Below are 24337 nucleotides of genomic sequence, written 5' to 3'. Positions count from 1 at the left end.
CTATACTCCGGCGTCATGTTCTCCGACCCGTCATCGATCTCGCCGTCGTGCCCCGATCCGCTGGCGCGCGCTCCCCGCGCGCTGAGCGACGGGCGGTCGCCGCATGGACGGCTGTACCCCGCGCCGGCTGCCCTGCAGGGCGCGGTGGTCGCGATCGTGTTGCACGACACGCGCGGGTTCGTGTTGAGCGACGCGCAACGGCTCTCGCATTTTCCGGCCACGCCGCTGGTGTGCGTGTCGTGGTATCGGGATCTCGACGTGGGCTTCGTCGAACCCACGGCCGACGGGCCACGGTGGCGCCCCTTCGGTGCCGCAGCGACGCTGTCGGGCAGCCATTCGGCCCCGACCGTGGCCTGGGCGCCGACCGGCGGACGGATCGGCATGATCTGCTTCACCGCCGATGCGGCGCGGACACTGTTCGGCATTGCGCTGGCGGACATCCACGACCGCGTGCTCGACGCGCACGCCTGCCTCGGCGACGACTGGCATCCGCTGCTCGATGCGCTGGTGGGCGCGGAGCGCGATGCCGATGCGCTGGCGGCGATCGAACGTCATCTTGCGCCTCGCTGGCAGGCGCTGCGGCCGGCGACGCCGCTGTCGTCGCTCCGCAATGCGGGACGCAGTTGGGTCGAGCGCCTCGCACTGCAGGCGCGCGAATGGCGGCATACCCACAGCCCACGCCAGGTCGAGCGGCGTATCAAGACCTACAGCGGCCGATCGCTGCGCGAATGGCAAACGCTCGTCAGGACGGAAAGCGCGTTCTTTGCGGCGCGCGACCGGTTCGAAGCCGGTGCCGCGTTCAACTGGGCGACGCTCGCACTGGACGAAGGGTTCGCCGACCAGGCGCACCTGAGCCGCGAGGTCAAGCGCATCACGGGATTCTCGCCGAGCGAATTCACGCAACGCTTCATCGAGGACGAATCGTTCTGGATGTACCGGCTGTGGGTGTGACGCACGGCGGCGCCACGATGCCGGCCATGCGAAATGGGTCATACATTCCAATAGTAGAATGTTAGGCATTGCCCCGAACCCCTCCACCGCCCGCATCATTCCAGGAGCCCGTAATTGAACCCGTCGTCGCCCCCAGAACGCAAAGGGGTCGCCCTTTATGCGCGAATTGCCAGCCTGCTGCGCGGACGAATCCACCAGGGCGAATGGAAGCGCGGCGACCAGTTGCCGCCGATTCCCGAGCTGTGCGCGTTCTATCAGGCGGGCACGATCACGGTGCGCCAGGCGCTGGCCGAACTGAGCGCCGAAGGGCTCGTGAGCAGCGCCCGCGGCCGCGGCACGTTCGTCACGGCCGAGGTCGTCTCGCCGGCGGATAACCCGGCGCTGCGCGCCGCGATCAACGATCCGCTCCAGCTCGCACCCGGCCAGACCCTGCGCGTGCTGCTGCGCGACGCCGTGACCGAATTGCCCGCCGCATTGCAGACGGGCCAGCCGATGCGCGCCGCCTACATGCGGATCCGTACGCTTCATCTGCACGACGGTGCGCCTTACGGCGTGATGGACAGCTACGTCGCGCGCGAAACCTACGACCGCTTTCCGAAGGGCAGCGACGCACGGCACAAGGTCGGTTATCTCGTCCGTCAGTACAACCGGCTACCGCTCGCGAAGGCCCGCCAGGAAATCACGGCCGCCTATGCGGATCAGGAAACGGCCGACCTGCTCGCGTCCGACAGCGCCGACTGCAGCATGGCCGACATGCTGATTCGCATGCGCCGCTGGTGGACGGACGGCGACGGCTGCATCGTCCACGCCGGGCTCTACCTGTATCGCGCCGACCGTTTCGTGCTCGATATCACGCACGATCTCGACGGCGACGACCGCAGTGCCGACCTGATCCCGTCGCCGCGCACGGGCGTCCGGAAAGCCGCACGCAAGCCGTCGGCCTGACCCGCGCACCGCGTCACGCCGACGTGTCGACGTCGTCGTCGCACATCGCGCCGTAGACCCAATGCCGCAGGTCGCGGCGGATCCGGTACGTCGTCGACGGCAGCAGCTGCGTCATGAACACGACGATCAGGTCCTCGGCCGGATCGATCCAGAACGCCGTGCTGGCACCGCCGCCCCAGAAGTAATCGCCGACGCTGCCCGGCTGCATCGTCGCGGCCAGGTCCTGCGTCACCGCGAAGCCGAGCCCGAAACCGAGCCCCGGATACACGGCCTCGCTGAACGTGGAGCGCGACATCCGGTCGAGCGTCTGGCCGCCCGGCAGATGGTTGATCGTCATCAGCTCGACGGTTTTCGGGCTCAGGATCCGGTGCCCGTCGATCGATCCGCGATTCAGCAGCATCCGGCAGAAGCGCAGGTAATCGCCGGCCGTCGACACGAGCCCGCTCCCGCCCGATGCCAGCGCCGGCGGCCGGCGAAACGCGCTGGCGGCCGGGTCGTCGTGCAGCACGAGCGCGCCATCCGCACCCGGTCGATAGCACGCGCACAGGCGCTCGGCCTGCTCGTCCGGCACGAAGAAGCCGGTGTCGGGCATGCCGATCGGGTCGAACAGCGCTTGCTTCAGGTAGTCGGCGAACGGCTGCCCGGAGATCTTCTCGATGAGATAGCCGAGCACGTGCGTCGCGACCGAATAGTTCCATTCGTCGCCCGGCGAGTAGTCGAGCGGCAGCCGGGCCAGGTCCGCGATCATGCCGTCGAGACCGCCCGGGTTGCCCGGTTCGCCGAGCGCGAGTTCGCGGTACGCGGCATCGACATTCGTGCGGGCCTGGAAGAAATACGACAACCCGGCCGTATGGCGCAGCAGATCCACCATCAGCATCTCGCGCGCGACCGGACGGGTCTGGAACCCGCCGAGGCTCCGTGCGCCGGCCACCGCCACGCCCAGCTCCTTCCATGCCGGGATCACGCTCGACACGGGATCGTCGAGCGCCACCAGCCCCTGCTCGACCAGCGTCATGAACGCGACGCTCGTGATCGGCTTGGTCATCGAATAGATGCGGAAAATCGCGTCGTCACGCATCGGCTTCGCCCGCTCGACGTCCATCGATCCGACGACGTTTACGTGCGCCAGCTCGCCACGGCGATGGATCATCGTCACCGCACCCGGCAGGCGCCCGGACGCCACGTACCGTTCGTTCAGCCGCGTGTCGAGCGCCATCAGCCGCTGCGACGACAAACCCGGATGTGCCACCTTGGTCATGCTCCTGCTCCTGTTTCCACTTCGGTCTCGACACGCCGGAACCCGCGTCACTGCGCTTCCCCAAACGCGCCTGCCCGGCTCAAACATTCTAAAAATAGAACTATATCATTTTAAAGAATGCACGAACCGTCCCGAGTCATCGGCGACACGCGGTGCGCGCCATGCGGGCCGGTTGCCCGATTCGAGACACGCGGGCATGATGTCGCGAACCCTGGCGGCGGCCCTGCGAACCGCTCATCGCAACGCGCCGTCAATCGCGCCGGCCGGGATCCGCTTCGCACCCGGCTGCCTCTGCCCACCTCCGTCCGCTCATGTCATTACGCGCATTCAGAACGCTGGCCGCCATCGCCCGATACCGGACGTTCGCGCGCGCCGGCGAAGCCATCGGCCTCACGCAATCGGCTGTGAGCCTGCAGATCAAGACGCTGGAAAGCGAATACAACGTGCAGTTGTTCGATCGCTCGCGCCGGCAGCCGGTACTCACCGAGGCCGGCAACATCCTGCTCGCGCAGGCCGAGCAGGTGCTCGCGATGGTCGACCGGATTCCCGATGCGCTCAGCGACGAGAAGAAGCTGGTCGGGCGCCTGCGGATCGGTGCGATCCAGACCGCGCTGTCCGGCCCGCTGCCCGACGCGCTGCTCGCGCTCCGCGATGCGCATCCGGGGCTGCGCGTGCACGTGTCGGCCGGGATGTCGGCCGAACTGGCGAACCGCGTCGCGGCCGGCGAACTCGATGCGGCCATCACGACGAGCCCGGTGCGCCCGCATCCGGCGGAACTGACGTGGACCACGCTGTACGAGGATCGCTTCTGGCTGCTCGCGCCGCCGGATCATGCGGAACGCGACGCGGTCACGCTGCTCGACACGCTGCCGTTCATCCGCTTCGATGCGCAGGCATGGGCCGGCCGCATGATCGCCGCCGAGCTGCGCCGCATCGGCGTGCGCGTGCGCGAGGAGATGGTGCTGGACAGTGCGGAAACGATCGCGCGCATGGTGGCGAGAGGGCTCGGCGCGGCAATCGTCGCGCTCCCCGATGCGACGCTTGCGCGCCTGCCGCCCGTCACGCGCTTGCCGTTCGGTCAGCCGCAGATGGGGCGCGCGGTGGTCCTGCTCGAACACCAGTCGCGTCCGGCCGAACGTTTCGCGCGTGCGCTCGCGGCCGAAGTCACCGCTTCATCGATGAGAATTTCTCATTGAACACCCGATAATTAACAATTATTCCTGTTGCTTGAGCGTGTTAACTTGGCGGCATCGTCACTCTTTCGATTGCGTGTCGCCATGTTGCCCGCAGGATGGATTCCCGCCTCGTTCCGCCGCTTTGCATGCCAGCCGCTCGCTGCAGCCCGCATGGCCCGCACGGCTCGCGTGAAGGCGTGCCGATGATCGGCCCGATCCTGCTCGCGTTGGCGCCGGTCGCGCTGCTGGTCGGGTTCGGCCACGGCCTGCGGCGCACGGGCTTCATCGCCGACGCGTTCTGGCCGCAGGCCGAGCGGCTGTGCTACTACGTGCTGCTGCCCGCGCTGTTCGCGGACGGTCTCGCGAACGCGCGGCTGCAATCGCTGCCCGTTTTACCGCTCGCGGCTGCGCTGGTCGGTTCGACCGCACTCGCCGCGGCGCTTCTACTGCTGGTCCGCCGGTTCGTGCGGGTTGACGGCGCCGGCTTCACGTCGGTATTCCAGGGCGCCGTGCGCTTCAACAACTATGTCGGCACCGCGCTCGCGGCGGGGTTGTTCGGCGCACAAGGCATCGCGCTCGCAGCCGTGTGCGTCGCGGCGATCGTCCCGACCGTGAACCTGATGTGCGTGCTCGTGTTCGCGCGCTACGGTGACACGCGGCTCGGCGCGGCGGCGCTCGCGCGCCAGATCCTGTCGAATCCGCTCGTCGTCGCGTGCGCGCTCGGGATCGCGATGCAGGCCGGCGGCGTTGCGTTCCCGGCGGCTGTCGAGCCGGCCGTGCGCGCGCTCGGCGTCGCGTCGATGCCGCTCGGCCTGCTGTGCGTGGGCGCGGCGCTGCGATTCGATGCGGCGCGTGCGTGGCTGCAGCCGGTGTGCGTCGCGTCGGCGTTCAAGTTCATGGCGATGCCGCTCATCACACTCGCCGCCGGCCGGCTGTTCGGGCTCGGCGACGCGGCGCTGACGGTCGCGCTGCTGTTCCAGGCGCTGCCGACGTCGTCGGCGTCGTACATCATGGCGCGCCAGCTCGGCGGCGACGCGCCGCTGATGGCCGGCATCACCGCGTTCCAGACGATCGCCGCGGCGCTCGCGATGCCCGTCGTACTGACCGCCCTCGCGTCGGCGCCCGCGTTTCGCTGACGACGACGCCGCGCCCGATCCGATCCCCCTGAATCCAGCCTGCACCGTAGCGATCGCGCGATTCGCAATCGCCGGCCGCGCACGGTCGCTCATGCGTTGCAGCAGGCGCTCACCGAGAAACCCCGTCACATGAACGCTCCCGCCCCGCCCGCCGCCATCGCCGCCGCCCGGCCGCACGCGGCCATCTACGTGAAGCTCACGCTCGTCGCGCTGTTCTGGGGCGGGACGTTCATCGCAGGCCGGATCCTGGCCGCGACGATGTCCGCGACCTCAGCGGCCACCGGCCGCTTCGCGATCGCCGCGCTGCTGCTGGTCGTGCTGACGTGGAAGATCGAAGGCGGGCTGCCGAAGCTGAGCGGCCGCCAGATCCTGACGACCTTCGGACTCGGCGCGACCGGCATCTTCCTGTACAACGTGTGCTTTTTCGCGGCACTCGCGCGGATGCCGGCGGGGCGCACCGCGCTGTTCGTCGCGCTGAATCCCGTCGCCACCGCCGTGCTGCTGTCGATCGTCGTGCGCGGGGAACGCCTGTCGCTGTCGCGCTGGGCCGGCATCGCCGTCGCGCTGTTCGGCGCGCTGATCGTGATCAGCCGTGGCGACTTGCTGCGGGTGCTGACCGATCTCGGCAACACGTTCGGCGCGGGCGAACGCTACATGCTCTGCGCGGTGCTGAGCTGGGCCGCCTATACGGTGATCGGCCGGCGCGCGCTCGACGGGCTGTCGCCGCTGGCGGCCACGACGTATGCGGCGCTGTGGGGCCTCGCGCTGCTGATCGTCGCGCACCTGTTCGGCTCGCCCGCCAGCAGCGGCACGCCGCTGACGTGGCAGGCCGTCGCGTCGATGCTCTATCTCGGCGCGATCGGCACGGTGGTCGCGTTCGTCTGGTATTCGCAGGGGATCCGCGAACTCGGGCCGGCCCGCGCGGCCGTGTTCACCAACCTGGTGCCCGTGTTCGGCGTGCTGCTGTCGGTCGCGCTGCTCGGCGAGCCGTTGTCGCCGTCGATGCTGGCCGGCGGTGCGCTCGTGATCGCGGGCGTCGCGCTGACCAATCGGGCGAGACGTCAAGGTGTCGCCACGGGTTCGAAGTGACCTGGCCATGCACCGCACGGTTTGATAGTCCGCTCCTGATTCGAGCCAGAGCTGTTGTGCTGCGCGCCACACAGGCAAACGCACCATCGCTATTCCGGCACGTCCCGATGGCGCGCCACATGGCGAATGCTCGACAGATCGCACCCGAACTGCGACCGGACCGCCTGCATTGTGGTCAACAACCGGCCGAACGGCTTCTGCATGCGCGCCTCGAGACGTTCGTCCAGCGCTATCGGTGCGCAACCGAGTCTGCTCAATATGTAAGCGCATTCATCCGTCAGGTCCCCGGTTTCGAGTTCGTGATCGACACGTCGAACAAGATCGAGAAACAAGCGCCCTCTGGACGTCATCTCATATAACGCCTTGTCCCGATCCGCCCGAATGAATCCGGCGCCCTTCAATAACAACAACTGCTCGCGAACAGGGCTCGCACTCACTTGAAGTCGCTTTGACAGGGTCGAGATATTCAAGAACCCTTCTGTCGCAATGACGTAGAGGATCGCAAGATTGAGCCCGAGCGTTCCCGATGCATCGAGAAAGAACTGCACATGCTCTTCCGCGATGTGTCCGAACACGACATTGAAGATAATGTCGTCGACGATCTTTTCGGTCAGCAAGCGTTCGACGCAGTCGCGCTGCGACGCGTTGTCCGCGTCGAAATCGGACGGCACCGGCAACAGCTTCAATCTTGCAAGCCGGCCACGGGCCGGGGAATTCCGATAGCTTGCAATGATCTCTTCCAGTGCCTGATACGTTTTTACGGAATCTCGAACGATGTACGGCGTAATCTCGGCTCCGTCATCGTGGAGAAGCGAACGCACGTCCTTCTCGATACCGTCGGTATGCCCCCATAGAACCTGTCCGACCAGCGGTCTTTCCCAGTCGCGCTCCACCAGGCATGAAAAATCAAACAGCTTTCGGTCGGTTTCACAAAATCCATAAAGGTCGATTCGCGAGAACCGCTTCAGGACAGTCAGAAACGTCTGCTTAAGGAACAGGTGCTCGGCACTTTCAGCCATGTCCGTAGTCGCTTCCATCAAAAGTGACGGACCCCGAGCGTACCAGCCGCCTCCCGGAAATGGCTGGTTTTTGTTCTCAGACAACCTGCGTCACGGTCGAACGGGTCCAACCCCTTTCTCACACCTGCGGCCCAAAACGCCTATCGTTGAAACGGTGGTCGATGTGACAGGTTGCATCACGACCGTTCCGGCTACCCTAGCGGGTCGCTGCTCGCCTGCCCGCATGCATCGTCGAAAAATCTGGAGCCGCACATGAAACTCTCGCTTCTCGTCAGTTCCGCCCTGCTCGCCATTGCATCCGCTTCGGCGTCGGCCCAAGGCTCGATCACGAAAGTCGAAAACGGCGCGCTCGTCGCCGCAAACGGGATGACCGTCTACGCATTCGACCACGACAAGCCCAACGCCGGCACCAGCGCCTGCACGGGCCAATGCGAATCCTTCTGGCCGCCCTACAAGGCCAGCGCGACCGATGTCCCGGTCGGCCCCTACACGATCATCAAGCGCGATGACGGCAGTCCGCAATGGGCGTACAAGGGCAAGCCGCTGTACTTCTTCTCGAAGGACATGAAACAGGGCGACCGCAACGGCGACAACTTCAAGAACATGTGGCACGTGGTAGCGCCGTAAGCGTTCTGCTGCCTTCCGCCCTCTCCGTGCAGACATGAAAAAGCCCGCTCCGATCGACGATCGGAGCGGGCCTTTGCCCGTCATGCCGGCTGCATGCAGCCGGCATGCGCGTCAGCGGTTCGACGGGAAGCTGAACACCGTCCCTTCGCGCACGCCGGCCGACGGCCAGCGCTGCGTGATCGTCTTGCGCTTCGTGTAGAAACGCACGGCGTCCGGGCCGTACGCGTGCAGGTCGCCGAACAGCGAGCGCTTCCAGCCGCCGAACGAGTGGTACGCAACCGGCACCGGCAGCGGCACGTTGATGCCGACCATGCCGATCTGGATGTTGTCGCCGAAGTAGCGCGCGGCCTCGCCGTCGCGCGTGAACAGGCACGTGCCGTTACCGTACTCATGCGCGTCGATCAGCGCCATCGCCTCGTCGAGCGACTTCAACCGGATCACGCCGAGCACGGGCCCGAAGATCTCGTGCTGGTAGATCGGCATGCCGGGCTTCACGTTGTCGAACAGGCACGGGCCGAGGTAATAGCCGCCGTCGTGGCCGTCGACCTTTACGCTGCGGCCGTCGACGACGAGCGTCGCGCCCGCTTCCACACCCGCTTCGACGAAGCCCGTCACCTTCTCGAAATGCTGCTGCGTGACGAGCGGGCCCATGTCGACGCCCGCGCCGTTGCCCGGACCGACCTTCATCTTCTCGATCTCGGCTTTCAGGCCCGCGACGACCTTGTCGCCCGTCTCGTCGCCGATCGCGACGACCAGCGGAATCGCCATGCAGCGCTCGCCGCACGAGCCGTACGCGGCGCCCATCAGCGCGTTCACCGCGTTGCCGATGTCGGCGTCGGGCATCACGACCGCGAAGTTCTTCGCGCCGCCGAGCGCCTGCACGCGCTTGCCGTGTGCGCAGCCGGTCGAGTAGATGTATTCGGCGATCGGCGTCGAGCCGACGAAGCTCACCGCCTTCACGCGCGGGTCGGTCAGCAGCGTGTCGACCGCTTCCTTGTCGCCGTTCACGACGTTCAGCACGCCCGGCGGCAGGCCAGCTTCGAGCGCGAGCTCGGCCATGCGCAAAGTAGACGACGGCGTGCGTTCGGACGGTTTCAGGACGAACGTATTGCCGCACGCGACGGCCATCGGCCACATCCACAGCGGCACCATCACCGGGAAGTTGAACGGCGTGATGCCGGCCGCGACGCCGAGCGCCTGGAACTCGCTCCACGAATCGATCGCGGGGCCGACGTTCTTGCTGTGCTCGCCCTTCAGCAGCTCGGGTACGTAGGTTGCGTATTCGACGTTCTCGATCCCGCGCTGCAGTTCGCCCATCGCATCGGCGAGCACCTTGCCGTGCTCGGCCGTGATCAGCGCGCACAGTTCTTCCGCGTGCTCCTCGAGCAGCGTCTTGAAGCGGCTCATCACGCGGGCGCGCTTCAGCGGCGGCGTGTTGCGCCAGGCCGGAAACGCGGCCTGCGCGGACGCGATCGCGGCTTCGACGGTCAGCTTGTCGGCGAGCACGACGCTCTTGTGCGATTCGCCGGTGGCCGGGTCGAACACCGGCTGGACGCGGCTGCCGCCGTCGACGCGCTTGCCGTCGATCAGGTGGCCGACGGTGGAGGTTACGTTGCTGTCGTGTTTCATGTATCTGACTCTTTCGTGAATTCGGTTATCGCTCAGGGGCAAGCCGCGGCTCAGTCCACTTCGTTCAGCGCATCGGACAGCGCGTTGATCAGGTTGTCGATCTCGCGCTTCTCCGAGATGAACGGGGGCGCCAGCTGGATCGTGTCGCCGCCGTAGCGCACATAGAAACCCTTCGCCCAGCAGCGCATCGCGATCTCGTACGGGCGCCGTGCCGGCTCGCCCGGCAGCGCCGCGATCGTCAGGCCGGCTGCTAGGCCGTAGTTACGGATGTCGGCGATGTGGCGCTGGCCCTTCAGCCCGTGCACCGCAGCCTCGAAATGCGGCGCGATATCGCGCACGCGGGCCACCGCGTCTTCCTTCACCAGCAGGTCGAGCGCCGCGACACCGGCCGCGCATGCCACCGGATGCGCCGAATACGTATAGCCGTGCGGGAACTCGAGCATGTACTCGGGGCCGCCTGCGGCCATGAACGTGTCGTAGATTTCCTTCGTCGCGATCACGCCGCCGAGCGGCTGCACGCCGTTCGTCACCTGCTTCGCGAAGTTCATGATGTCCGGCACCACGCCGAACGCGTCGGCGCCCGTCATCGCGCCGGCACGGCCGAAGCCCGTGATGACTTCGTCGAAAATCAGCAGGATGTCGTGCGCGGTACAGATGTCGCGCAGGCGCTTCAGATAGCCCTTCGGCGGCACGACCACGCCCGCCGAACCGGAGAACGGCTCGACGATCACGGCCGCGATGTTCGACGCGTCGTGCAGCGCGATCAGCTCGAGCAGGCGGTCGGCCAGCTCGGCGCCGTGCTCGGGCATCCCGCGCGAGAACTTGTTCTCGGCGAGTTGCGTGTGCGGCAGGAAGTCGGCGTCGAGGCCCTGGCCGAACAGCTTGCGGTTCGGCCCGATCCCGCCGACCGAGATACCGCCGAAGTTCACGCCGTGATAGCCCTTCTCGCGGCCGATCAGGCGCGTCTTCGTGCCTTTGCCCTTCGCGCGCCAGTAAGCGCGGGCCAGCTTCAGCGAGGTATCGGCCGCTTCCGAGCCCGACCCCGTGAAGAACACGTAGTCGAGGCCGGCCGGCGTCAGGTCCTTGAGCTTGTTGGCGAGCTCGAACGATTTCGGATGACCGAACTGGAACGCCGGCGCGTAGTCGAGCTGCGCGACCTGGCGGCTCACGGCTTCGACGATTTCCGTGCGGCCGTGACCGAGGCCCGTGCACCAGAGGCCCGACAGGCCGTCGAAGATCTTGCGGCCTTCGCCGTCCGTGTAATACGCGCCCTTGCCCGACACGATCATGCGCGGATCGGCCTTGAACTGGCGGTTGGCCGTGAACGGCATCCAGTGCGCGTCGAGCCAGGCGGCGTCGGTACGGAGGTTGGTGTCGTCCTGCTGGGCGGTGGTGATGTCGGTCATGTCGGTCGGCGCGGCGCGCCCCTCCTCCTTGTGATGATGTTGCACATTGTCGGGACGCCAATTAGTCTTTTGAATATCGCAATATCAATGTTCACTTGCTCAACTATGCAAGCAAAGAAACCGAAGAGCCGCGCACTGCTCGGGCAGCTCAGCGACATGGATCTCCGCCTGCTGCGGGTCTTCAAGGGCGTCGTGCAGTGCGGCGGGATGGCCGCGGCCGAACTGGAACTGAATATCGGCATCTCGACGATCAGCCGGCACGTGAAGGATCTGGAAACGCGCCTCGGCCTCGTGCTGTGCCGGCGCGGCCGCGCGGGCTTCACGCTGACGCCCGAGGGCCAGACGGTTTACGAGGAGACGCTGCGGCTGCTCGCGTCGATGGAAGCATTTCGCAGCCGGATCGACGGCATACACGACAAGATGGGCGGCGAACTGCACATCGCGGTATTCGACAAGACGGCCACCAACGCCAACGCGCGGCTCGGCGACGCGATCCGCCAGTTCGCCGACGAAGCCCCCGACGTCGCGCTGAATCTGCATGTCGCGTCGATCAACGAGGTCGAGCGCGGGATCATCGACGGCAGCTATCAGGTCGGGATCATTCCCGCGCACCGCAACTCGGGCAGCCTCGTGTATTCGGAGCTGTTCGACGAGCGGATGCTGCTCTACTGCGGCCGCCAGCATCCACTCTTCGATGCGCCGCACGGCAAGCTCACGTGGACGACGATCCGCAATCATGCGTTCGCGGGCCTCGGCTTCCATTCGCCGAACATGGAGCTGAGTCACCGCGCGAAGCTCACGCGCAGCGCGACCGCGTCGGATCAGGAGTCGATCGCGACGCTGATCCTGTCCGGCCGCTATCTCGGCTTCCTGCCCGACCACTACGCGGAAAGCTTCGAAAACAAGGGGCTGATGCAGCCGATCGCGCCGCACCGGTTCAATTACCGGTGCCGGTTCGTGAGCCTGCTGCGGCGCTCGCCGCGGCCATCGCGGGCCGCGCTGCTGTTTCAGTCGTGTCTGGAAGTTGCGCATGCGGCGGCGCGGCCGGCGGCGTAACGACCGTCGTGGCTGAGTGGCTGAGTGCTTGGGTGCTTGGGTGCTTGGGTGCTTGGGTGCTTGGGTGCTTGGGTGCTTGGGCGCTTGGGCAGCCCGCGCCGATTTCACGGCCGGTCAGCCGCCACCCTCCGCGCCCGACTGCCCGCGCATCCGCTTCATGAAATGCGTCGCGACAAACGCCGCGGCAAAACCGGACATCGCGCCGACACCAAGCGCCCAGCGCGGGCCGAGATGATTCGCGACCCAGCCCGCCACCGGCGCACCGATCGGTGTGCCGCCGAGCGCCACCGCGAGACGCAGCGCCATCACCCGGCCGCGCATCGCCGGCTCGGTCGACAGTTGCACCAGGCTGTTGGTCGAGTTCATGAAGGTGATCGCGGCGATCCCGGTCAGCACGAGCGCGGCGCCGAACAACCAGTAGCCCGGCGCCAGCGCAGCCAGCGTGCAGCCGAGCCCGAACAGCGCCGCGCCGATCCACAGATGCCGGAAGCGCGGCCGGTCGCGGCGCGCCGCGAGCAACGCACCGGTAATCGTGCCGACGGCCATCATCGACGACAGCACGCCGAAGCCGCGCGCATCGACGTGAAACACGCTGGCCGCCATCGTCGAGATGAACAGCTGGAAATTGAGCCCGAACGTGCCGATCAGGAACAGCATCACGAGGATCGCTTTCAGGTCAGGGCGCTGCCACACGTAACGGAACCCGTCGAGCAGGCTCCCGCGCTTGCGGTCGGCCCGCGCGTGCGCGCGCAGCTCGTCGGCACGCAGCATCGACAGCGACGCCAGCACCGCGACGAAGCTGAGCCCGTTGAGCAGGAACGCCCAGCCGGTGCCGACCGACGCGATGATAAAGCCGGCCGCCGCCGGCCCGATCATCCGCGCCGCGTTGAACGACGTCGAGTTCAGCGCGACGGCATTCGCCAGCTCCCGATCGGCGACCAGTTCCGCGACGAACGTCTGCCGCACCGGCGCATCGAACGCCGACGCGCAGCCGAACAGGAACGCGAACAGATACACGTGCCACAACTGCGCGACGCCCGTCACCGTCAGCAACCCCAGCAACAGAGCGAGCCCGCCCATCAGCGCCTGCGTCGCCATCAGCAGCTTGCGCTGGTCGAAACGGTCGGCCGCGTAACCTGTCCACGGCAGCAGCAGAAGCTGCGGGCCGAACTGCAGCGACATCACGATGCCGACGGCCGACGCGTCGTGATGCGTAAGCTGCGTGAGCACGAGCCAGTCCTGCGCGGTGCGCTGGATCCACGTGCCGATGTTCGACACCAGCGAGCCGATTGCCCACACGCGATAGTTGAAGCTGCGAAGCGAGCGGAATACGCCCGCCGCCGGCACGCTCATGGCCGCTCCCGGTCGGGCTCGTTGCCGCCGTGCAGTTCGCCGAAGTGCCGCGCGAGGAACAGGCCGAGCAGGAGGATGCCAAGACCGAACGCCGCCGCGTCGGCCGTCACCCGAAGGTCGAAGTCGCCAACCCGGCACACCAGCACATAAGCCACCACGAGGTTCGCGACGCCCCACACGACATTCACGGTGGACGACGACAACCCGCGCCCGGGCGGATTCGCGAACGGGGTCTGGAACGGCTCCCCGCGCAATCCGCTGACGAGATGCGGCACGACGTTCGCGAGAAACGCACCGCCGAAGAAATACGACACGAGATGCGGGAGGTTCATGTTCAGGTTGTCCTTTCGGCGAGCGGTTCGAGGCGGTTTACGGACGCGGCGGTTCCTGGAATTCGGCGAGCCGCTGCAGCAGCTTCACGGCCGATGCGAGCTCGGCCTGCTCGCGCTCCGACAGTTGAGCGTGCAGCGCGCGGAACAGCCAGTCGTCCTTGGCTGCGCGGTTGGCCTGCAGCACCTTGCGGAAACCGGGCGTGAGCGCGATCAACGTCTGCCGGCCGTCGGAGGGATCGGGCGCGCCGCTGACGGCGCCCAGCGTCTCGAGGGTCGCGACCGTCACGCGCATCGACTGCGGGCGCACGCTTTCGGCACGCGCGAGTGCCGACACGGTCGCGGGGCCGTCGCGGTCGAGCCGCAACAGCACCGACTTCTGCGATGACGTGAGGTCGTTCGGGTGGATCTGCTCCCGCATCCGCCGCATCAGCTTGCCGACCGAAATGCGGAGTTCGCCGGCGAGACCGGCCAGTGGGAGCGCGTCGGAGGATGGCGATGGCGTGTTCATGAATTCAAGATAGCAGATATACAGGAAAACTGTACAGTTTAGCTGCATATTTCAGACTGTAAGGATCGCCACTTCGCCGGTGCTCAAGTCGATGCGCAACGTCCGGTTCGGCAGCGCAACCCGGCTCTGCGATAATGCGGGCTCCCCATTTCCGCACGCCTCCCGCCATGACGCAGCCGTCCGCCCTGCTCTCCACCGACCTGCCGCCGATCTCGTGCCTGCCCGGCGACGCGCTGCCGTGGCTGCCGATGAGCGCCGACCTGCCAGGGCTGGCGATCAAGTACCTGCACATCAATGCGGCCGAGGACACGCTGACCGCGCTGCTGAAGATGCCGGCCGGCGGCACGCTGCCGCGCCACCGTCACGACGGCGAGGTGTTCGTCCATACCTTGCAGGGGGCGTGGCGCTACCGCGAATACGACTGGGTGGCGCACGCCGGCTCGACGGTGCTCGAACCGGCCGGTTCGGTGCATACGCCGGAAACGCTCGGCGCACCGGGTGAGGACGTGATCACGCTCAACGTGATGCGCGGCGATCTCGTGCTGCTCGACGACGACGGCCGCGAGACCGCGCGCGAAAACTGCCGCGTCGCGCTGCTGCGCCAGCGCAAGCATGCGCGCACGGCGCCGGACGCCGCCGCGCCGTTCGTCACGCGTTGATACTGGGCGATAGCGGAAATCGGACCGCCCGTTACAGTCACCGTCGATACGACGGGACGACGGGACGAACGGATTGAGGTCGGTGCCCGTTCAGCCCGTTTCCCGCTCGTCCGCCCGCGCTTCGCGCCGCATCGCCTGCGGCGGCACGCCGAACCCGCGCACGAACGCGTCGCGCATGTGCCGGCGGTCGCGAAAGCCGTTTTCCTTCGCAATCACGTCGAGTGAATGGCGGCTCTGCTCGATCATCAGCCGCGCCGACTCCAGCCGCAGCCGCTCGATTGCCTTCGCGGGCGACTGCCCCGTTTCGAGCGTGAACACGCGGCTGAACTGGCGCGGGCTTAGGTGGACGGCTCCGGCGAGATCCTCGACGGTCAGCGCTCGGCCGAGATGCTGCCGCGCGTAGTTCAGCGCATTCTGGATCCGGTCGGATTTCGGCGCGAGATCCAGCATTTCCGAATGCTGCGACTGGCCGCCGGCCCGCCGCTGGTGCATCACGAGCTTGCGCGCGACCGATCGGGCCGCATCGGCGCCCAGATCCTTTTCCACCATCGCGAGCGCAAGGTCGAGGCCGGCCGTCATCCCGGCCGAGGTCCAGATCGGCCCGTCGACGATGTAGATCCGGTCTTCCTCGACACGTATCTCCGGGTAGCTTCGTTGCATGTCGCGGCCGAACGCCCAGTGCGTCGTCGCGCGGCGTTGCGCGAGCAGCCCGGCCTCGGCCAGCACGAACGCGCCCGTACAGATGCCGGCGATCCGCCGCGCGCGTGCGTTCGCGCGACGCAGGAACGCGACGACGCCGGCCGGCGCGGGCGAAGCGAGCGGATCGTTGACGCCCGCGACGATCCACGTATCGACGGCGATCCGCCCGCGCAGCGCGCGCGTGGCGACCGGCAGCCCGAGCGACGAGCGCACGTCGCCACCGTCGACCGAATAGTTGTCCATCACGTAGAACGGCTCGCTCATGCCCATGTTCGCGTACTCGAACACCGACTGCGCGGCGAGCGCCATGATCTGGAAGCCGTCGCTGATCAGAAAGCCGATGCGGTGCATGCGCGTTCTCCTGTTCCATCCCGGGCGCGCAGGTCCGCCCGATGTCCTGAATCATACCCATCTACGTCATTTGTGTCGCAACGATTCGAGACCAGAATGGCTTCACGCCATCCGGCCATTTCCCTCGAAACGGAGCACATCATGACGCAAGCACATCGCGGTACCGCCCTCATCACCGGCGCCTCGTCGGGTATCGGCGCCCTCTACGCCGACCGCCTCGCACGCCGCGGTTACGACCTGATCCTGGTTGCGCGCAACCGCGACCGGCTGGTCGCCCTCGCCGACCGCATCACGAACGACACGCACCGCAGCGTCGAGATCGTCGACGCCGACCTCAACGACCGCACCGCACTCGCCGCCGTCGAGGCGAAGCTGAAACAGGACGCGAGCATCACGCTGCTCGTGAACAACGCCGGCATCGGCACGCACGCACCGCTGCTCGACAGCGACGTCGACGCGATGACGCGGATGATCGACCTGAACGTGACCGCGCTCACGCGCCTCACCTATGCGGCCGTGCCCGGTTTCGTCGCACGCGGCCGCGGTGCGGTGATCAACATTTCGTCGATCGTCGCGATCTCGCCGGAAACACTGAACGGCGTGTACGGCGGCAGCAAGGCGTTCGTGCTCGCGTTCAGCCAGTCGCTGCATCACGAACTCGCCGGCAAGGGCGTGCAGGTGCAGGCCGTGCTGCCCGGCGCGACCGCGACCGATTTCTGGCAGACGGGCGGCCTGCCGCTCGAGCACCTGCCGAAGGAAATCGTGATGCCGGCGCCCGACATGGTCGACGCGGCGCTGGTCGGCTTCGATCGCGGCGAACTCGTGACGATCCCGTCGCTGCACGCGGCTGACGAATGGGAAGCGTACGAAGCCGCGCGCCGCACGATGGCGCCGCACCTGTCGACGGATACGCCCGCGCCGCGCTACGCGACGGGCCGCTGAGCGCGGGACATCCCGCACCCGCAGGTCGAAAGCAACTCGCGCCCGGGACCGGCTGCGGAACGCGGTGACGCGCGGTGAATCGCCCGCCGTCATCCAGGGTTCGGCAGCAGGTTTCCGGGCGAGCGTCGCTCGCGGGATTCGTCTGCGGGAACACACGCCGGACGCTTTCCCGACCGGCGCATTGACATGCACCGACCGCCGATTTCTGGCCGCTTGCCACGCATTCCGCGCAACAGTAAGCTCTGCGATTACAGTCCCCCAAGCAGCCTCGTCCGACCGGCATTCGTCCGATCACGAGCGCAATCGTCCGTTGCGGAATTCGACCATGCGGTTCCGGATGTTCGTCACCGAGACCGGCGATGCGCCGGCCTCCGCGCGCGGCGCGGCCGACCGTCAGCCGGCGCTTCCGCCCCTGCCGGAACTGGATACCGTCTGCCGTGTCGCGCGTGCGCATTGCGGCGCCGCCGGCGCATTCATTGCGCGCGCCGAAGCCGATGCGCAACGCGTGCTGGCCGCCGACGGCGCACTGCCCGACCCGCTTCCCGATCGACTTCCCGCCGAGTGCTTGCCGCTCCAAGCCGAGCCGGATCCGACGGACGATGCCCGCTTCGCGCTGCCCGGTGCGAACCGCACCGGGCAAGACGACGACCACCCGCGTCATGCACTGCGGATCGTCGCGGCCTGCGAACTGACGGCGCCCGATGGCGCGAACCTCGGCACGCTGTGCGTCGTCGACGATACGTGCCTGACGCTCGACGCGCCCCGACATGCGGTGCTGCGCGACCTCGCCACGCTCGCCGCAAGCGCGCTTGCCCGCGCGATCGAAGCAAGCACGTTACGCGAGCGTCTCGGCATCGTCGAGGAACACAGCACGCTGACCACGCTCGCGCTGACCGAAAGCGGCACCGGCGTATGGGATCGCAACGTGGCAACCGGCGAGATCCATTACTCGCCGGCCTGGAAAGCGATGCTCGGCTACGCGCCGCACGAACTCAGCACCCGGATCGAGGATGCGTACGAGCGACTGCATCCGGACGACATCGACGACGTGAAGGCCGCGATGCTCGCGCACTTCGAAGGCCGCACCGACTACTACGCGGTCGAGCACCGCATCCGCTGCAAGGACGGTTCGTACAAATGGATCTGCAGCCGCGGCAAGGTGATCGCCCGCGACGGCAACGACCGTGCGCTCCGGATGGTCGGGACGACCACGGACATCACCGCGCTGCGCGAGCTCGCCGCGCGGTTGCGCGACTCGGCCGCGCTCGTCACGGATCTCACCGACCAGGTGCCCGGGCTCGTGTTCCAGCTGCGGCAGGCGGCCGACGGGCACCGCTTCTTTTCCTACGCGAGCGCGGGGGTCGGCGACATCTACGAACTGACGCCCGAGCAGCTCGCCCGCAGCGCGGAGGCCGTCGAGACGCGGATCCATCCGGCCGACCTGCTCGCCTATCGGCAGTCGCTGCACGACTCGTCGGTACGACTGACGCCGTGGCGCCTCGAATATCGCGTGCTGTTGCCCGGCCAGGGCCTGCGCTGGCGCGAAGGCGATGCGCGCCCGCTGCGCACGGCCGACGGCGGCACCGTGTGGCACGGCTTCATCACCGACGCGACCGACCGCAAGCACATCGAGGCCGAACTGCACCGGATGGCGACGACCGACCACCTGACGCAACTGTCGAACCGCCACGCCTTCATGCGGCAAAGCGAAGCCGCGCTGCGTACCGTGCGCACGACCGGCCTGGCCGCCGCGGTGCTGATGCTCGATCTCGATCACTTCAAGGCGCTGAACGACCGCTGGGGCCACCCGGTCGGCGACCGCGCGCTCCGGCATTTCGCGCGGCTGCTGCTCGCGGAAACCGGGCCGGACGGCATCGTCGGCCGGGTCGGCGGCGAGGAATTCGCGATCGTGCTGCCGGGATCGGATCTCGACAAGGCACTGGCCTTCGCGCAGCGCGTGCAGCAACGCACGATGCAGGCGCAGCTCATGCACGAGGATCAGCAGGTCACGCTGACCGTCAGCATCGGCATCGACGCGATGCGGACGTCGGACTTCGGCGCGTACCAGCCGCTGTCGCGCGCCGACAAGGCGCTCTATCTCGCGAAGGAGCGCGGCCGCAACCGGATCGAGGTGTATCGGGCGTAGCCGGCGCGATGATCGCGTCGATTGCGTGCCTGACGATCGACCTGCAGGCGCGCGGCGGCCTGATTTGCGGGGCGCGGGTGCTGCCCGAGCTGTTCCTGCCCCTCCACTGAATCCGCCCCGCAGCCGCCGGCGTCACGCCGAATCCGCCTGCGGCACCGACCGCACGCCCAACAGCATCGCAACCGCGCACGCGGCCAGCAACGCCGCGATCATCAGCATCGCCGGATCCATGCTGCCCGTTCTCGTGCGGATCAGCCCGACGAGCCACGGCGTGATCATGCCGCTCGACACGCCGATGCTGCTGATCAGCGCGATCCCGCCCGCCGCGCCCGCGCCGGAGAAATACGCGGACGGCACGGCCCAGAACACCGGATGCGCCGCGAAGATCAGCATCGCCGCGACCGACAGCAGCGCCATCATCGCGACGATGCTCGGCAAGTGCAGCGTCAGCAGCACGAGCGCCAGCGCGCCGCCGAACGCACATGCGGCGAAGTGCCAGCGCCGTTCGCGCTTGCGATCCGAGCGCCGCGCGATCGCGATCAGGCCGGCCGCGCCGATCGCGTTCGGCACGACCGACAACAGGCTGATCTGCACGACATCGTGGATGCCGAATTCGCGAATCATCAGCGGCATCCAGAACAGCAGCATCAGGAGCGCGGTGGTCAGCGAGAAATAGATGAACGCGAACAGGTACGTGCGCGGTTCGGCCAGCACCTGCCGCAGCGAATGCGGTGCCGGCGTATCCGCACCGGCGCGGTCGGCGGCCAGGTCGGCCGCGAGCCGTTGCCGATCGGCGTCGGACAGCCAGCTCGCCTGCTCCGGACGATCGCACAGCCAGAACCACGCGATCACGCCGAGCAGGATCGCCGGCGCGCCCTCGATCGCGAACATCCATTGCCAGCCGTGCAGCCCGAGTACACCCGACATCCCGCGCATCAGCCAGCCCGACAGCAGCCCGCCGACCATCCCGGCCACCGCGACGCCCGCATAGAAGATCGACAGCACCGATGCGCGCCGCCGCGCCGGATACCAGTACGTCAGGTAGAACACCACGCCCGGAAAGAACCCGGCTTCGAACAGCCCGAGCAGGAAGCGCAGCACGTAGAAATGCTTCGCGCTGTCGACGGTGATCATCGCGACCGACACGGCGCCCCACAGGAACATGATCCGCGCAAACGTGCGGCGCGCCCCGAAGCGGCGCAGCAATGCGTTGCTCGGCACCTCGAACAGCACGTAACCGACGAAGAACAGCACCGCGCCGAGGCTGTACATCGCGTCGGTCAGGCCAAGGTCCTGCCGCATCTGCAACTGTGCGAAGCCGATGTTGCTGCGGTCGAGGATCGACACGATGTAGCAGATGAACAGGAACGGCACGATTCGCGCGCCGATGCGCCGGTACAGCGCATCGTCGTCCGTTGCAGCAACGCCGGACGCACCGGCACGCGCGGCGTCCGCTTGAAAGGGGGCAGACATCGATCGTCTCCTCGATGGATTCGGGTACGGGGCGGACAGGTGACGCCGGTCGCCGCCGCCCGCGCGCAGCGACCGGCCGTTGCGCGCTCAGTCGCGCGGCGCGCCTTCGCCTTTCACGCCGAGCATCAGCGCGGCCCCGCTCGCCACCAGCAGCGCGGCCAGCAGATACACGGCGAGATCCATGCTGCCGGTCTTCGTGCGGATCATCCCGATCACCCACGGGCTGACGATGCCGCTCGTGATCCCGATGCTGCTGATCAGCGCGATTCCGGCCGCGGCCGCATTGCCCGACAGGTAGCGGGTCGGCACGGCCCAGAAGATCGGCAGCGCGGCAAAGATCAGCGTCGCCGCGATCGACAGGCACGCGAGCATCGCCGCGAAGCTGTGCAGGTGCAGCGTCAGCGCCGCAAGCGCAAGCCCGCCGCCGATCGTGCAGCACGCGAAGTGCTTGCGGCGCTCGCCGGTGCGATCCGAGCGGCGCGCGATCAGGATCAGCCCCACCGCGCCGACCGCGTTCGGCACGACCGTGTACAGGCTCACGGCGACGACGTCGGTCACGCCGAAGTCGCGGATCATCAGCGGCATCCAGAAGTTGAGCGTCAGCGACGCGCAGGTCAGCGAGAAATAGATGAACGCGAACAGATAGACGCGCGGGTTCGTCAACGCGGCCGCGAGGCTGCGCCGGTCGTGCGCGTCATGTGCGGCGCCGCGCCCTTCCGCGCACAGCGCGACGACACGCGCCTTTTCGTCGGACGTGAGCCAGGCAGCGTCCTGCGGCCGGTCGACGAGTTTCGTGAACGCGGCGAACGCGAGCAGGATCGCCGGCGCGCCTTCGATCGCGAACATCCACTGCCAGCCGTGCAGCCCGAGCACGCCGCTCATGTCGCGCATGATCCAGCCCGACATCAGGCCGCCGAGCACGCCGGCCACCGCCACCCCCGCGAAGAACACCGAGATCGCGGCCGCACGCCGGTTCGCGGGAAACCAGTAGGTCAGGTACAGCACGATGCCGGGAAAGAAGCCCGCTTCGAACACGCCGAGCAGAAACCGCAGCACATAGAAATGCGACGGCTGCGACACGAACATCATCCCGGTCGACGCGATGCCCCACAGCAGCATGATCCGCGTGAAGGTGCGGCGCGCGCCGAAACGCGCGAGCAGCAGGTTGCTCGGCACTTCGCAGCACACATAGCCGACGTAGAACACCGCGGCGCCGAGGCCGTACATCGCGTCGCTGAAGCCGAGATCGTGCTTCATCTGCAACTGCGCGAAGCCGATGTTGATGCGGTCGAGGAACGAGACGACGTAGCAGAGGAACAGAAACGGCACGATCCGCCATGCGATCTTGCGGAACAGCAGCGCGTCGTCTGAGGCGACAGACGTGGAAGCCGAAGCACTCGCGTGCGCGAGCGTCGCTTCGGCGGGAAGCGATTGGGGCATGTCTCTCTCCAAACCGGCTGCGCGATTCGAGCGCGCAGCCGTCTCCCAGGGCGTACTTGCGCCCTGCTTTCTTGTGAGCTCAGATACGGCAGACGGAAAGTCGGCGCAAAGCCGCGGCCGGTCGCCGCTTCAGAAAAAAGGCGGAGCGCCCTGTCGGGTGCCCCGCCTGTGCAAGCCGCTCAGTCCTGCAGCGCGGCCCACATTTCCTTGTCGCGCTGCGCGGTCCAGATGCGCGGATGCGTGATGCCGCTCGCTTCGTCGAACGCACGCGACACGTCGAACGGCAGGCAATGCTCGTAGATGAACACGTGGCCGAACTTCGGATCCATCGCTTCGCGCGTGAGCGCCATCGACGCCTTCAGGTCGAGCTTCTGCTCGACGGCCTTGCGGCCCTGTGCGAGCAGCGTCGTGACGAAATCCTTCGTGTAGTCGAGGCCCTTGTTCACTTCGGCCGGGTTCAGCAGCGCGGGGCCGCGGCCCGGCACGAGCTTCTCCGCGCCGAGCGCGCGCAGCGCTTCGAGCGTGGCCGGCCACTGTTCGAGCTGCGCGTCGCCGCAGTAGCACGCGGCGTCGTATTCGACGAGGTCGCCCGAAAACAGCACCTTTTGCGACGGAATCCAGACGATCGTGTCGCCCTTCGTGTGACCAGACCCGACGTGCATGATCTTTACTTCGAGCTTGCCGAGGAACAGCGTGATCTCGCGCTCGAACACGAGCGTCGGCCAGGTCAGGCCGGGCACCGTCTCGACACCCGCGAACAGGCGCGGGAAGCGTTCGATCTCCGACTTCATGTCGGCCTCGCCGCGCTCGACGATCATCTCGTACGTGCCCCGGCTCGCGATCACGTGCTGCGCGCCTTCGTCGAAATACGCGGATGCGCCGAGCACGCGCACCGCGTGGTAGTGCGACAGCACCACGTGCTTGATCGGCTTGTCGGTCACGCTGCGGATCTTCGCGATCAGGTCCTGAGCCATCGCGGGCGTCGCGGTCGTGTCGACGATCAGCACGCTGTCGTCGCCGATGATCACGCCCGAGTTCGGGTCGCCTTCGGCGGTGTACGCGTACGCGTTCTCGGACAGCTTCGTCCAGGTGACTTTCTTCTCTTCCAGATCGGCTTGGGAGGCGAATGCTTTGGCCATGTTGCGTTCCGTGGCTGCGAGCCATGTGTTGAGGGGAGTGAGCGGATCTTCGTCCTGCATCGAATATTTGTCAATGACAAAGTCGCTTGCTATTGTCTAATACGGGTAAACCTACGAGCTGGCGCGATAAATGGCGTCGGATACCATGCGGGGTTTCGTCAACGGAAGAATCATCGCGTGCAGAACCACGAAGTCAGCGCAGACGACGCGCCGCCCAAGGCGCAGCGCGGGATCCAGAGTGTCGAGGTCGGCGGCCGGCTGCTCGACGCACTCGCGCGCCGTCGCAAGCCGCTCGGCCTGTCCGAGCTGGCCGCGGCGGCCGACCTGTCGACCGCGCAGGCGCACACCTATCTCGTGAGCCTGACGCGGCTCGCGCTCGTGAAGCGTGACGCGATCACCGGCAACTACGAGCCGGGCCCGTTGTCGCTGCGGCTCGGGCTGATGTCGATCGAGCGCCAGCCGGCCTATCGCGCGGCGCTGCCGCACGCGGCACGGCTCGCGGAAGCGGTCGGCCTGAGCGTCGCGCTGTCGGTGCCGGGCGCACTCGGGCCGACGATCGTGCGCATCGAGCACGGCGGCTATCCGCTGCACGTGAACCTGCACGTCGGCTCGGTGATGTCGCTCGACACGACAGCCACTGGCCGCGTGTTCCGCGCGTTCGGCGATCCCGCGCAACTCGACGCGATGGCGGCCAGCCAGGCCGGTGCGGGCGCCACGCTCGCGGGCGCCGAACAGCCCGTGCCGGATACCGGCGTACCGCCGGCCGAACTCGACGCGATCCGCGCACGCGGTATCGAGCGCGGCGTCGATCTGCCCAGCCCCGGGGTCAGTGCGATGTGCGTGCCGGTGTTCGACGCGGACGGCAAGCTGCAGCTCGCGTTGACGGTGATCGGTTCGACGGGCTCGATCGACGTCGACTGGGATGGCCCGATCGCGGCGGCACTGCGCGACGCGGCACGGCAGGCAACCGCATCGCTCGGCGCGGCGCACGACGCCCCGCCGCC

General features: G+C 67.4%; 22 protein-coding genes. 11 read left to right on the top strand and 11 right to left on the bottom strand.

Annotation, left to right across the window (positions count from 1 at the left end; genetic code table 11):
- Window positions 1–15: 15 nt before the first annotated feature.
- Together BDO18943_RS26780 and BDO18943_RS26775 are read left to right on the top strand one after the other, a co-directional pair.
- Window positions 16–951, top strand: a complete 936-nt coding sequence (locus tag BDO18943_RS26780; RefSeq protein WP_175024724.1) for a helix-turn-helix transcriptional regulator — start codon at window positions 16–18, stop codon at window positions 949–951.
- A 114-nt stretch (window positions 952–1065) separates the two neighbouring features.
- The gene (locus BDO18943_RS26775) at window positions 1066–1896 is read left to right on the top strand and encodes a GntR family transcriptional regulator (protein ID WP_175024723.1); all 831 of its coding nucleotides are present in this window, start codon (window positions 1066–1068) and stop codon (window positions 1894–1896) included.
- Between the two features lie 13 nt (window positions 1897–1909).
- On the opposite strand, the gene BDO18943_RS26770 is transcribed toward BDO18943_RS26775, so the two are convergent.
- Entirely contained in the window at window positions 1910–3154 is a 1245-nt protein-coding gene (locus tag BDO18943_RS26770) for a serine hydrolase domain-containing protein (RefSeq protein ID WP_175024722.1), read from the bottom strand.
- 311 nt (window positions 3155–3465) lie between these two features.
- Here BDO18943_RS26770 and BDO18943_RS26765 point away from each other — a divergent pair, with 311 nt between their 5' ends.
- The 3 genes from BDO18943_RS26765 (at window position 3466) to BDO18943_RS26755 (ending at window position 6554) form a co-directional block, all read left to right on the top strand.
- Window positions 3466–4350, top strand: a complete 885-nt coding sequence (locus BDO18943_RS26765) for a LysR family transcriptional regulator (protein WP_175024721.1) — start codon at window positions 3466–3468, stop codon at window positions 4348–4350.
- 182 nt (window positions 4351–4532) lie between these two features.
- A complete protein-coding gene (locus BDO18943_RS26760) occupies window positions 4533–5465 on the top strand; it encodes an AEC family transporter (RefSeq protein WP_210771954.1) in 933 nt (310 codons plus the stop codon).
- Between the two features lie 129 nt (window positions 5466–5594).
- On the top strand, window positions 5595–6554 hold the full coding sequence (locus tag BDO18943_RS26755) for a DMT family transporter (RefSeq protein ID WP_175024719.1): 960 nt from the start codon (window positions 5595–5597) through the stop codon (window positions 6552–6554).
- 89 nt (window positions 6555–6643) lie between these two features.
- Here BDO18943_RS26755 and BDO18943_RS26750 read toward each other — a convergent pair whose 3' ends face one another.
- Window positions 6644–7573: a helix-turn-helix domain-containing protein gene (locus BDO18943_RS26750; RefSeq protein ID WP_175024718.1), complete on the bottom strand. Its 930-nt coding sequence runs from the start codon at window positions 7571–7573 to the stop codon at window positions 6644–6646.
- Between the two features lie 252 nt (window positions 7574–7825).
- Here BDO18943_RS26750 and BDO18943_RS26745 point away from each other — a divergent pair, with 252 nt between their 5' ends.
- Window positions 7826–8200, top strand: a complete 375-nt coding sequence (locus tag BDO18943_RS26745) for a COG4315 family predicted lipoprotein (protein ID WP_175024717.1) — start codon at window positions 7826–7828, stop codon at window positions 8198–8200.
- Window positions 8201–8311: 111 nt separating this feature from the next.
- Here BDO18943_RS26745 and BDO18943_RS26740 read toward each other — a convergent pair whose 3' ends face one another.
- A complete protein-coding gene (locus BDO18943_RS26740) occupies window positions 8312–9829 on the bottom strand; it encodes a CoA-acylating methylmalonate-semialdehyde dehydrogenase (protein ID WP_175024716.1) in 1518 nt (505 codons plus the stop codon).
- Between the two features lie 50 nt (window positions 9830–9879).
- The gene (locus tag BDO18943_RS26735) at window positions 9880–11235 is read right to left on the bottom strand and encodes an aspartate aminotransferase family protein (RefSeq protein ID WP_175024715.1); all 1356 of its coding nucleotides are present in this window, start codon (window positions 11233–11235) and stop codon (window positions 9880–9882) included.
- 105 nt (window positions 11236–11340) lie between these two features.
- Here BDO18943_RS26735 and BDO18943_RS26730 point away from each other — a divergent pair, with 105 nt between their 5' ends.
- Window positions 11341–12291, top strand: coding sequence for a LysR family transcriptional regulator (locus BDO18943_RS26730; protein WP_175024714.1), 951 nt, complete (start codon window positions 11341–11343; stop codon window positions 12289–12291).
- A 114-nt stretch (window positions 12292–12405) separates the two neighbouring features.
- Here the strand turns inward: BDO18943_RS26730 and BDO18943_RS26725 are convergent, their stop codons facing one another.
- The 3 genes from BDO18943_RS26725 to BDO18943_RS26715 are packed head-to-tail and all read right to left on the bottom strand — an operon-like array spanning window position 12406 to window position 14484.
- The gene (locus BDO18943_RS26725) at window positions 12406–13644 is read right to left on the bottom strand and encodes an MFS transporter (RefSeq protein ID WP_175024713.1); all 1239 of its coding nucleotides are present in this window, start codon (window positions 13642–13644) and stop codon (window positions 12406–12408) included.
- A complete protein-coding gene (locus tag BDO18943_RS26720) occupies window positions 13641–13976 on the bottom strand; it encodes a hypothetical protein (protein ID WP_043183616.1) in 336 nt (111 codons plus the stop codon). The genes BDO18943_RS26725 and BDO18943_RS26720 overlap by 4 nt, the downstream gene beginning before the upstream one ends.
- 37 nt (window positions 13977–14013) lie before the next feature.
- Window positions 14014–14484, bottom strand: a complete 471-nt coding sequence (locus BDO18943_RS26715; RefSeq protein WP_175024712.1) for a MarR family winged helix-turn-helix transcriptional regulator — start codon at window positions 14482–14484, stop codon at window positions 14014–14016.
- Window positions 14485–14651: 167 nt separating this feature from the next.
- On the opposite strand from BDO18943_RS26715, the gene BDO18943_RS26710 reads away from it, so the two are divergent.
- Window positions 14652–15143 (top strand): 2,4'-dihydroxyacetophenone dioxygenase family protein, encoded by a 492-nt coding sequence (locus BDO18943_RS26710; RefSeq protein WP_175024711.1) that lies wholly within the window; start codon window positions 14652–14654, stop codon window positions 15141–15143.
- A gap of 90 nt (window positions 15144–15233) precedes the next feature.
- Here BDO18943_RS26710 and BDO18943_RS26705 read toward each other — a convergent pair whose 3' ends face one another.
- On the bottom strand, window positions 15234–16193 hold the full coding sequence (locus BDO18943_RS26705) for a GlxA family transcriptional regulator (RefSeq protein WP_175024710.1): 960 nt from the start codon (window positions 16191–16193) through the stop codon (window positions 15234–15236).
- Between the two features lie 141 nt (window positions 16194–16334).
- Here BDO18943_RS26705 and BDO18943_RS26700 point away from each other — a divergent pair, with 141 nt between their 5' ends.
- Both BDO18943_RS26700 and BDO18943_RS26695 read left to right on the top strand, forming a co-directional pair.
- Entirely contained in the window at window positions 16335–17135 is an 801-nt protein-coding gene (locus BDO18943_RS26700; RefSeq protein ID WP_175024709.1) for an SDR family NAD(P)-dependent oxidoreductase, read from the top strand.
- A 325-nt stretch (window positions 17136–17460) separates the two neighbouring features.
- On the top strand, window positions 17461–19281 hold the full coding sequence (locus BDO18943_RS26695) for a sensor domain-containing diguanylate cyclase (protein WP_235996198.1): 1821 nt from the start codon (window positions 17461–17463) through the stop codon (window positions 19279–19281).
- Window positions 19282–19413: 132 nt separating this feature from the next.
- Here the strand turns inward: BDO18943_RS26695 and BDO18943_RS26690 are convergent, their stop codons facing one another.
- The 3 genes from BDO18943_RS26690 to BDO18943_RS26680 form a co-directional block, all read right to left on the bottom strand.
- On the bottom strand, window positions 19414–20754 hold the full coding sequence (locus BDO18943_RS26690) for an MFS transporter (protein ID WP_175024708.1): 1341 nt from the start codon (window positions 20752–20754) through the stop codon (window positions 19414–19416).
- Window positions 20755–20841: 87 nt separating this feature from the next.
- Window positions 20842–22194 carry an MFS transporter gene (locus BDO18943_RS26685; protein ID WP_175024707.1) on the bottom strand — a complete coding sequence of 451 codons (1353 nt, stop codon included), beginning with the start codon at window positions 22192–22194 and terminating at the stop codon, window positions 20842–20844.
- A gap of 179 nt (window positions 22195–22373) precedes the next feature.
- Window positions 22374–23333: an MBL fold metallo-hydrolase gene (locus tag BDO18943_RS26680; RefSeq protein ID WP_043183605.1), complete on the bottom strand. Its 960-nt coding sequence runs from the start codon at window positions 23331–23333 to the stop codon at window positions 22374–22376.
- A gap of 177 nt (window positions 23334–23510) precedes the next feature.
- Between BDO18943_RS26680 and BDO18943_RS26675 the strand changes: the two genes are divergently transcribed.
- Window positions 23511–24337: IclR family transcriptional regulator (locus tag BDO18943_RS26675; RefSeq protein ID WP_175024706.1), on the top strand; the 827-nt coding region annotated here is incomplete at its 3' end.

Origin of the sequence: Burkholderia aenigmatica (assembly GCF_902499175.1) — a bacterium.
Classification (GTDB): Bacteria; Pseudomonadota; Gammaproteobacteria; order Burkholderiales; family Burkholderiaceae; genus Burkholderia; species Burkholderia aenigmatica.
This window is presented reverse-complemented; position numbering and strand designations above follow the sequence as displayed.

Bases quoted from the DNA above. Each gene is read 5' to 3' on its own strand.
- BDO18943_RS26755 (WP_175024719.1), top strand. From the start codon at position 5,595: ATGAACGCTCCCGCCCCGCCCGCCGCCATCGCCGCCGCCCGGCCGCAC.
- BDO18943_RS26685 (WP_175024707.1), bottom strand. From the start codon at position 22,194: ATGCCCCAATCGCTTCCCGCCGAAGCGACGCTCGCGCACGCGAGTGCT.
- BDO18943_RS26745 (WP_175024717.1), top strand. From the start codon at position 7,826: ATGAAACTCTCGCTTCTCGTCAGTTCCGCCCTGCTCGCCATTGCATCC.
- BDO18943_RS26765 (WP_175024721.1), top strand. From the start codon at position 3,466: ATGTCATTACGCGCATTCAGAACGCTGGCCGCCATCGCCCGATACCGG.
- BDO18943_RS26780 (WP_175024724.1), top strand. From the start codon at position 16: ATGTTCTCCGACCCGTCATCGATCTCGCCGTCGTGCCCCGATCCGCTG.
- BDO18943_RS26680 (WP_043183605.1), bottom strand. From the start codon at position 23,333: ATGGCCAAAGCATTCGCCTCCCAAGCCGATCTGGAAGAGAAGAAAGTC.
- BDO18943_RS26735 (WP_175024715.1), bottom strand. From the start codon at position 11,235: ATGACCGACATCACCACCGCCCAGCAGGACGACACCAACCTCCGTACC.
- BDO18943_RS26715 (WP_175024712.1), bottom strand. From the start codon at position 14,484: ATGAACACGCCATCGCCATCCTCCGACGCGCTCCCACTGGCCGGTCTC.
- BDO18943_RS26710 (WP_175024711.1), top strand. From the start codon at position 14,652: ATGACGCAGCCGTCCGCCCTGCTCTCCACCGACCTGCCGCCGATCTCG.
- BDO18943_RS26705 (WP_175024710.1), bottom strand. From the start codon at position 16,193: ATGCACCGCATCGGCTTTCTGATCAGCGACGGCTTCCAGATCATGGCG.
- BDO18943_RS26730 (WP_175024714.1), top strand. From the start codon at position 11,341: ATGCAAGCAAAGAAACCGAAGAGCCGCGCACTGCTCGGGCAGCTCAGC.
- BDO18943_RS26720 (WP_043183616.1), bottom strand. From the start codon at position 13,976: ATGAACCTCCCGCATCTCGTGTCGTATTTCTTCGGCGGTGCGTTTCTC.
- BDO18943_RS26690 (WP_175024708.1), bottom strand. From the start codon at position 20,754: ATGTCTGCCCCCTTTCAAGCGGACGCCGCGCGTGCCGGTGCGTCCGGC.
- BDO18943_RS26770 (WP_175024722.1), bottom strand. From the start codon at position 3,154: ATGACCAAGGTGGCACATCCGGGTTTGTCGTCGCAGCGGCTGATGGCG.
- BDO18943_RS26700 (WP_175024709.1), top strand. From the start codon at position 16,335: ATGACGCAAGCACATCGCGGTACCGCCCTCATCACCGGCGCCTCGTCG.
- BDO18943_RS26725 (WP_175024713.1), bottom strand. From the start codon at position 13,644: ATGAGCGTGCCGGCGGCGGGCGTATTCCGCTCGCTTCGCAGCTTCAAC.
- BDO18943_RS26750 (WP_175024718.1), bottom strand. From the start codon at position 7,573: ATGGCTGAAAGTGCCGAGCACCTGTTCCTTAAGCAGACGTTTCTGACT.
- BDO18943_RS26695 (WP_235996198.1), top strand. From the start codon at position 17,461: ATGCGGTTCCGGATGTTCGTCACCGAGACCGGCGATGCGCCGGCCTCC.
- BDO18943_RS26740 (WP_175024716.1), bottom strand. From the start codon at position 9,829: ATGAAACACGACAGCAACGTAACCTCCACCGTCGGCCACCTGATCGAC.
- BDO18943_RS26760 (WP_210771954.1), top strand. From the start codon at position 4,533: ATGATCGGCCCGATCCTGCTCGCGTTGGCGCCGGTCGCGCTGCTGGTC.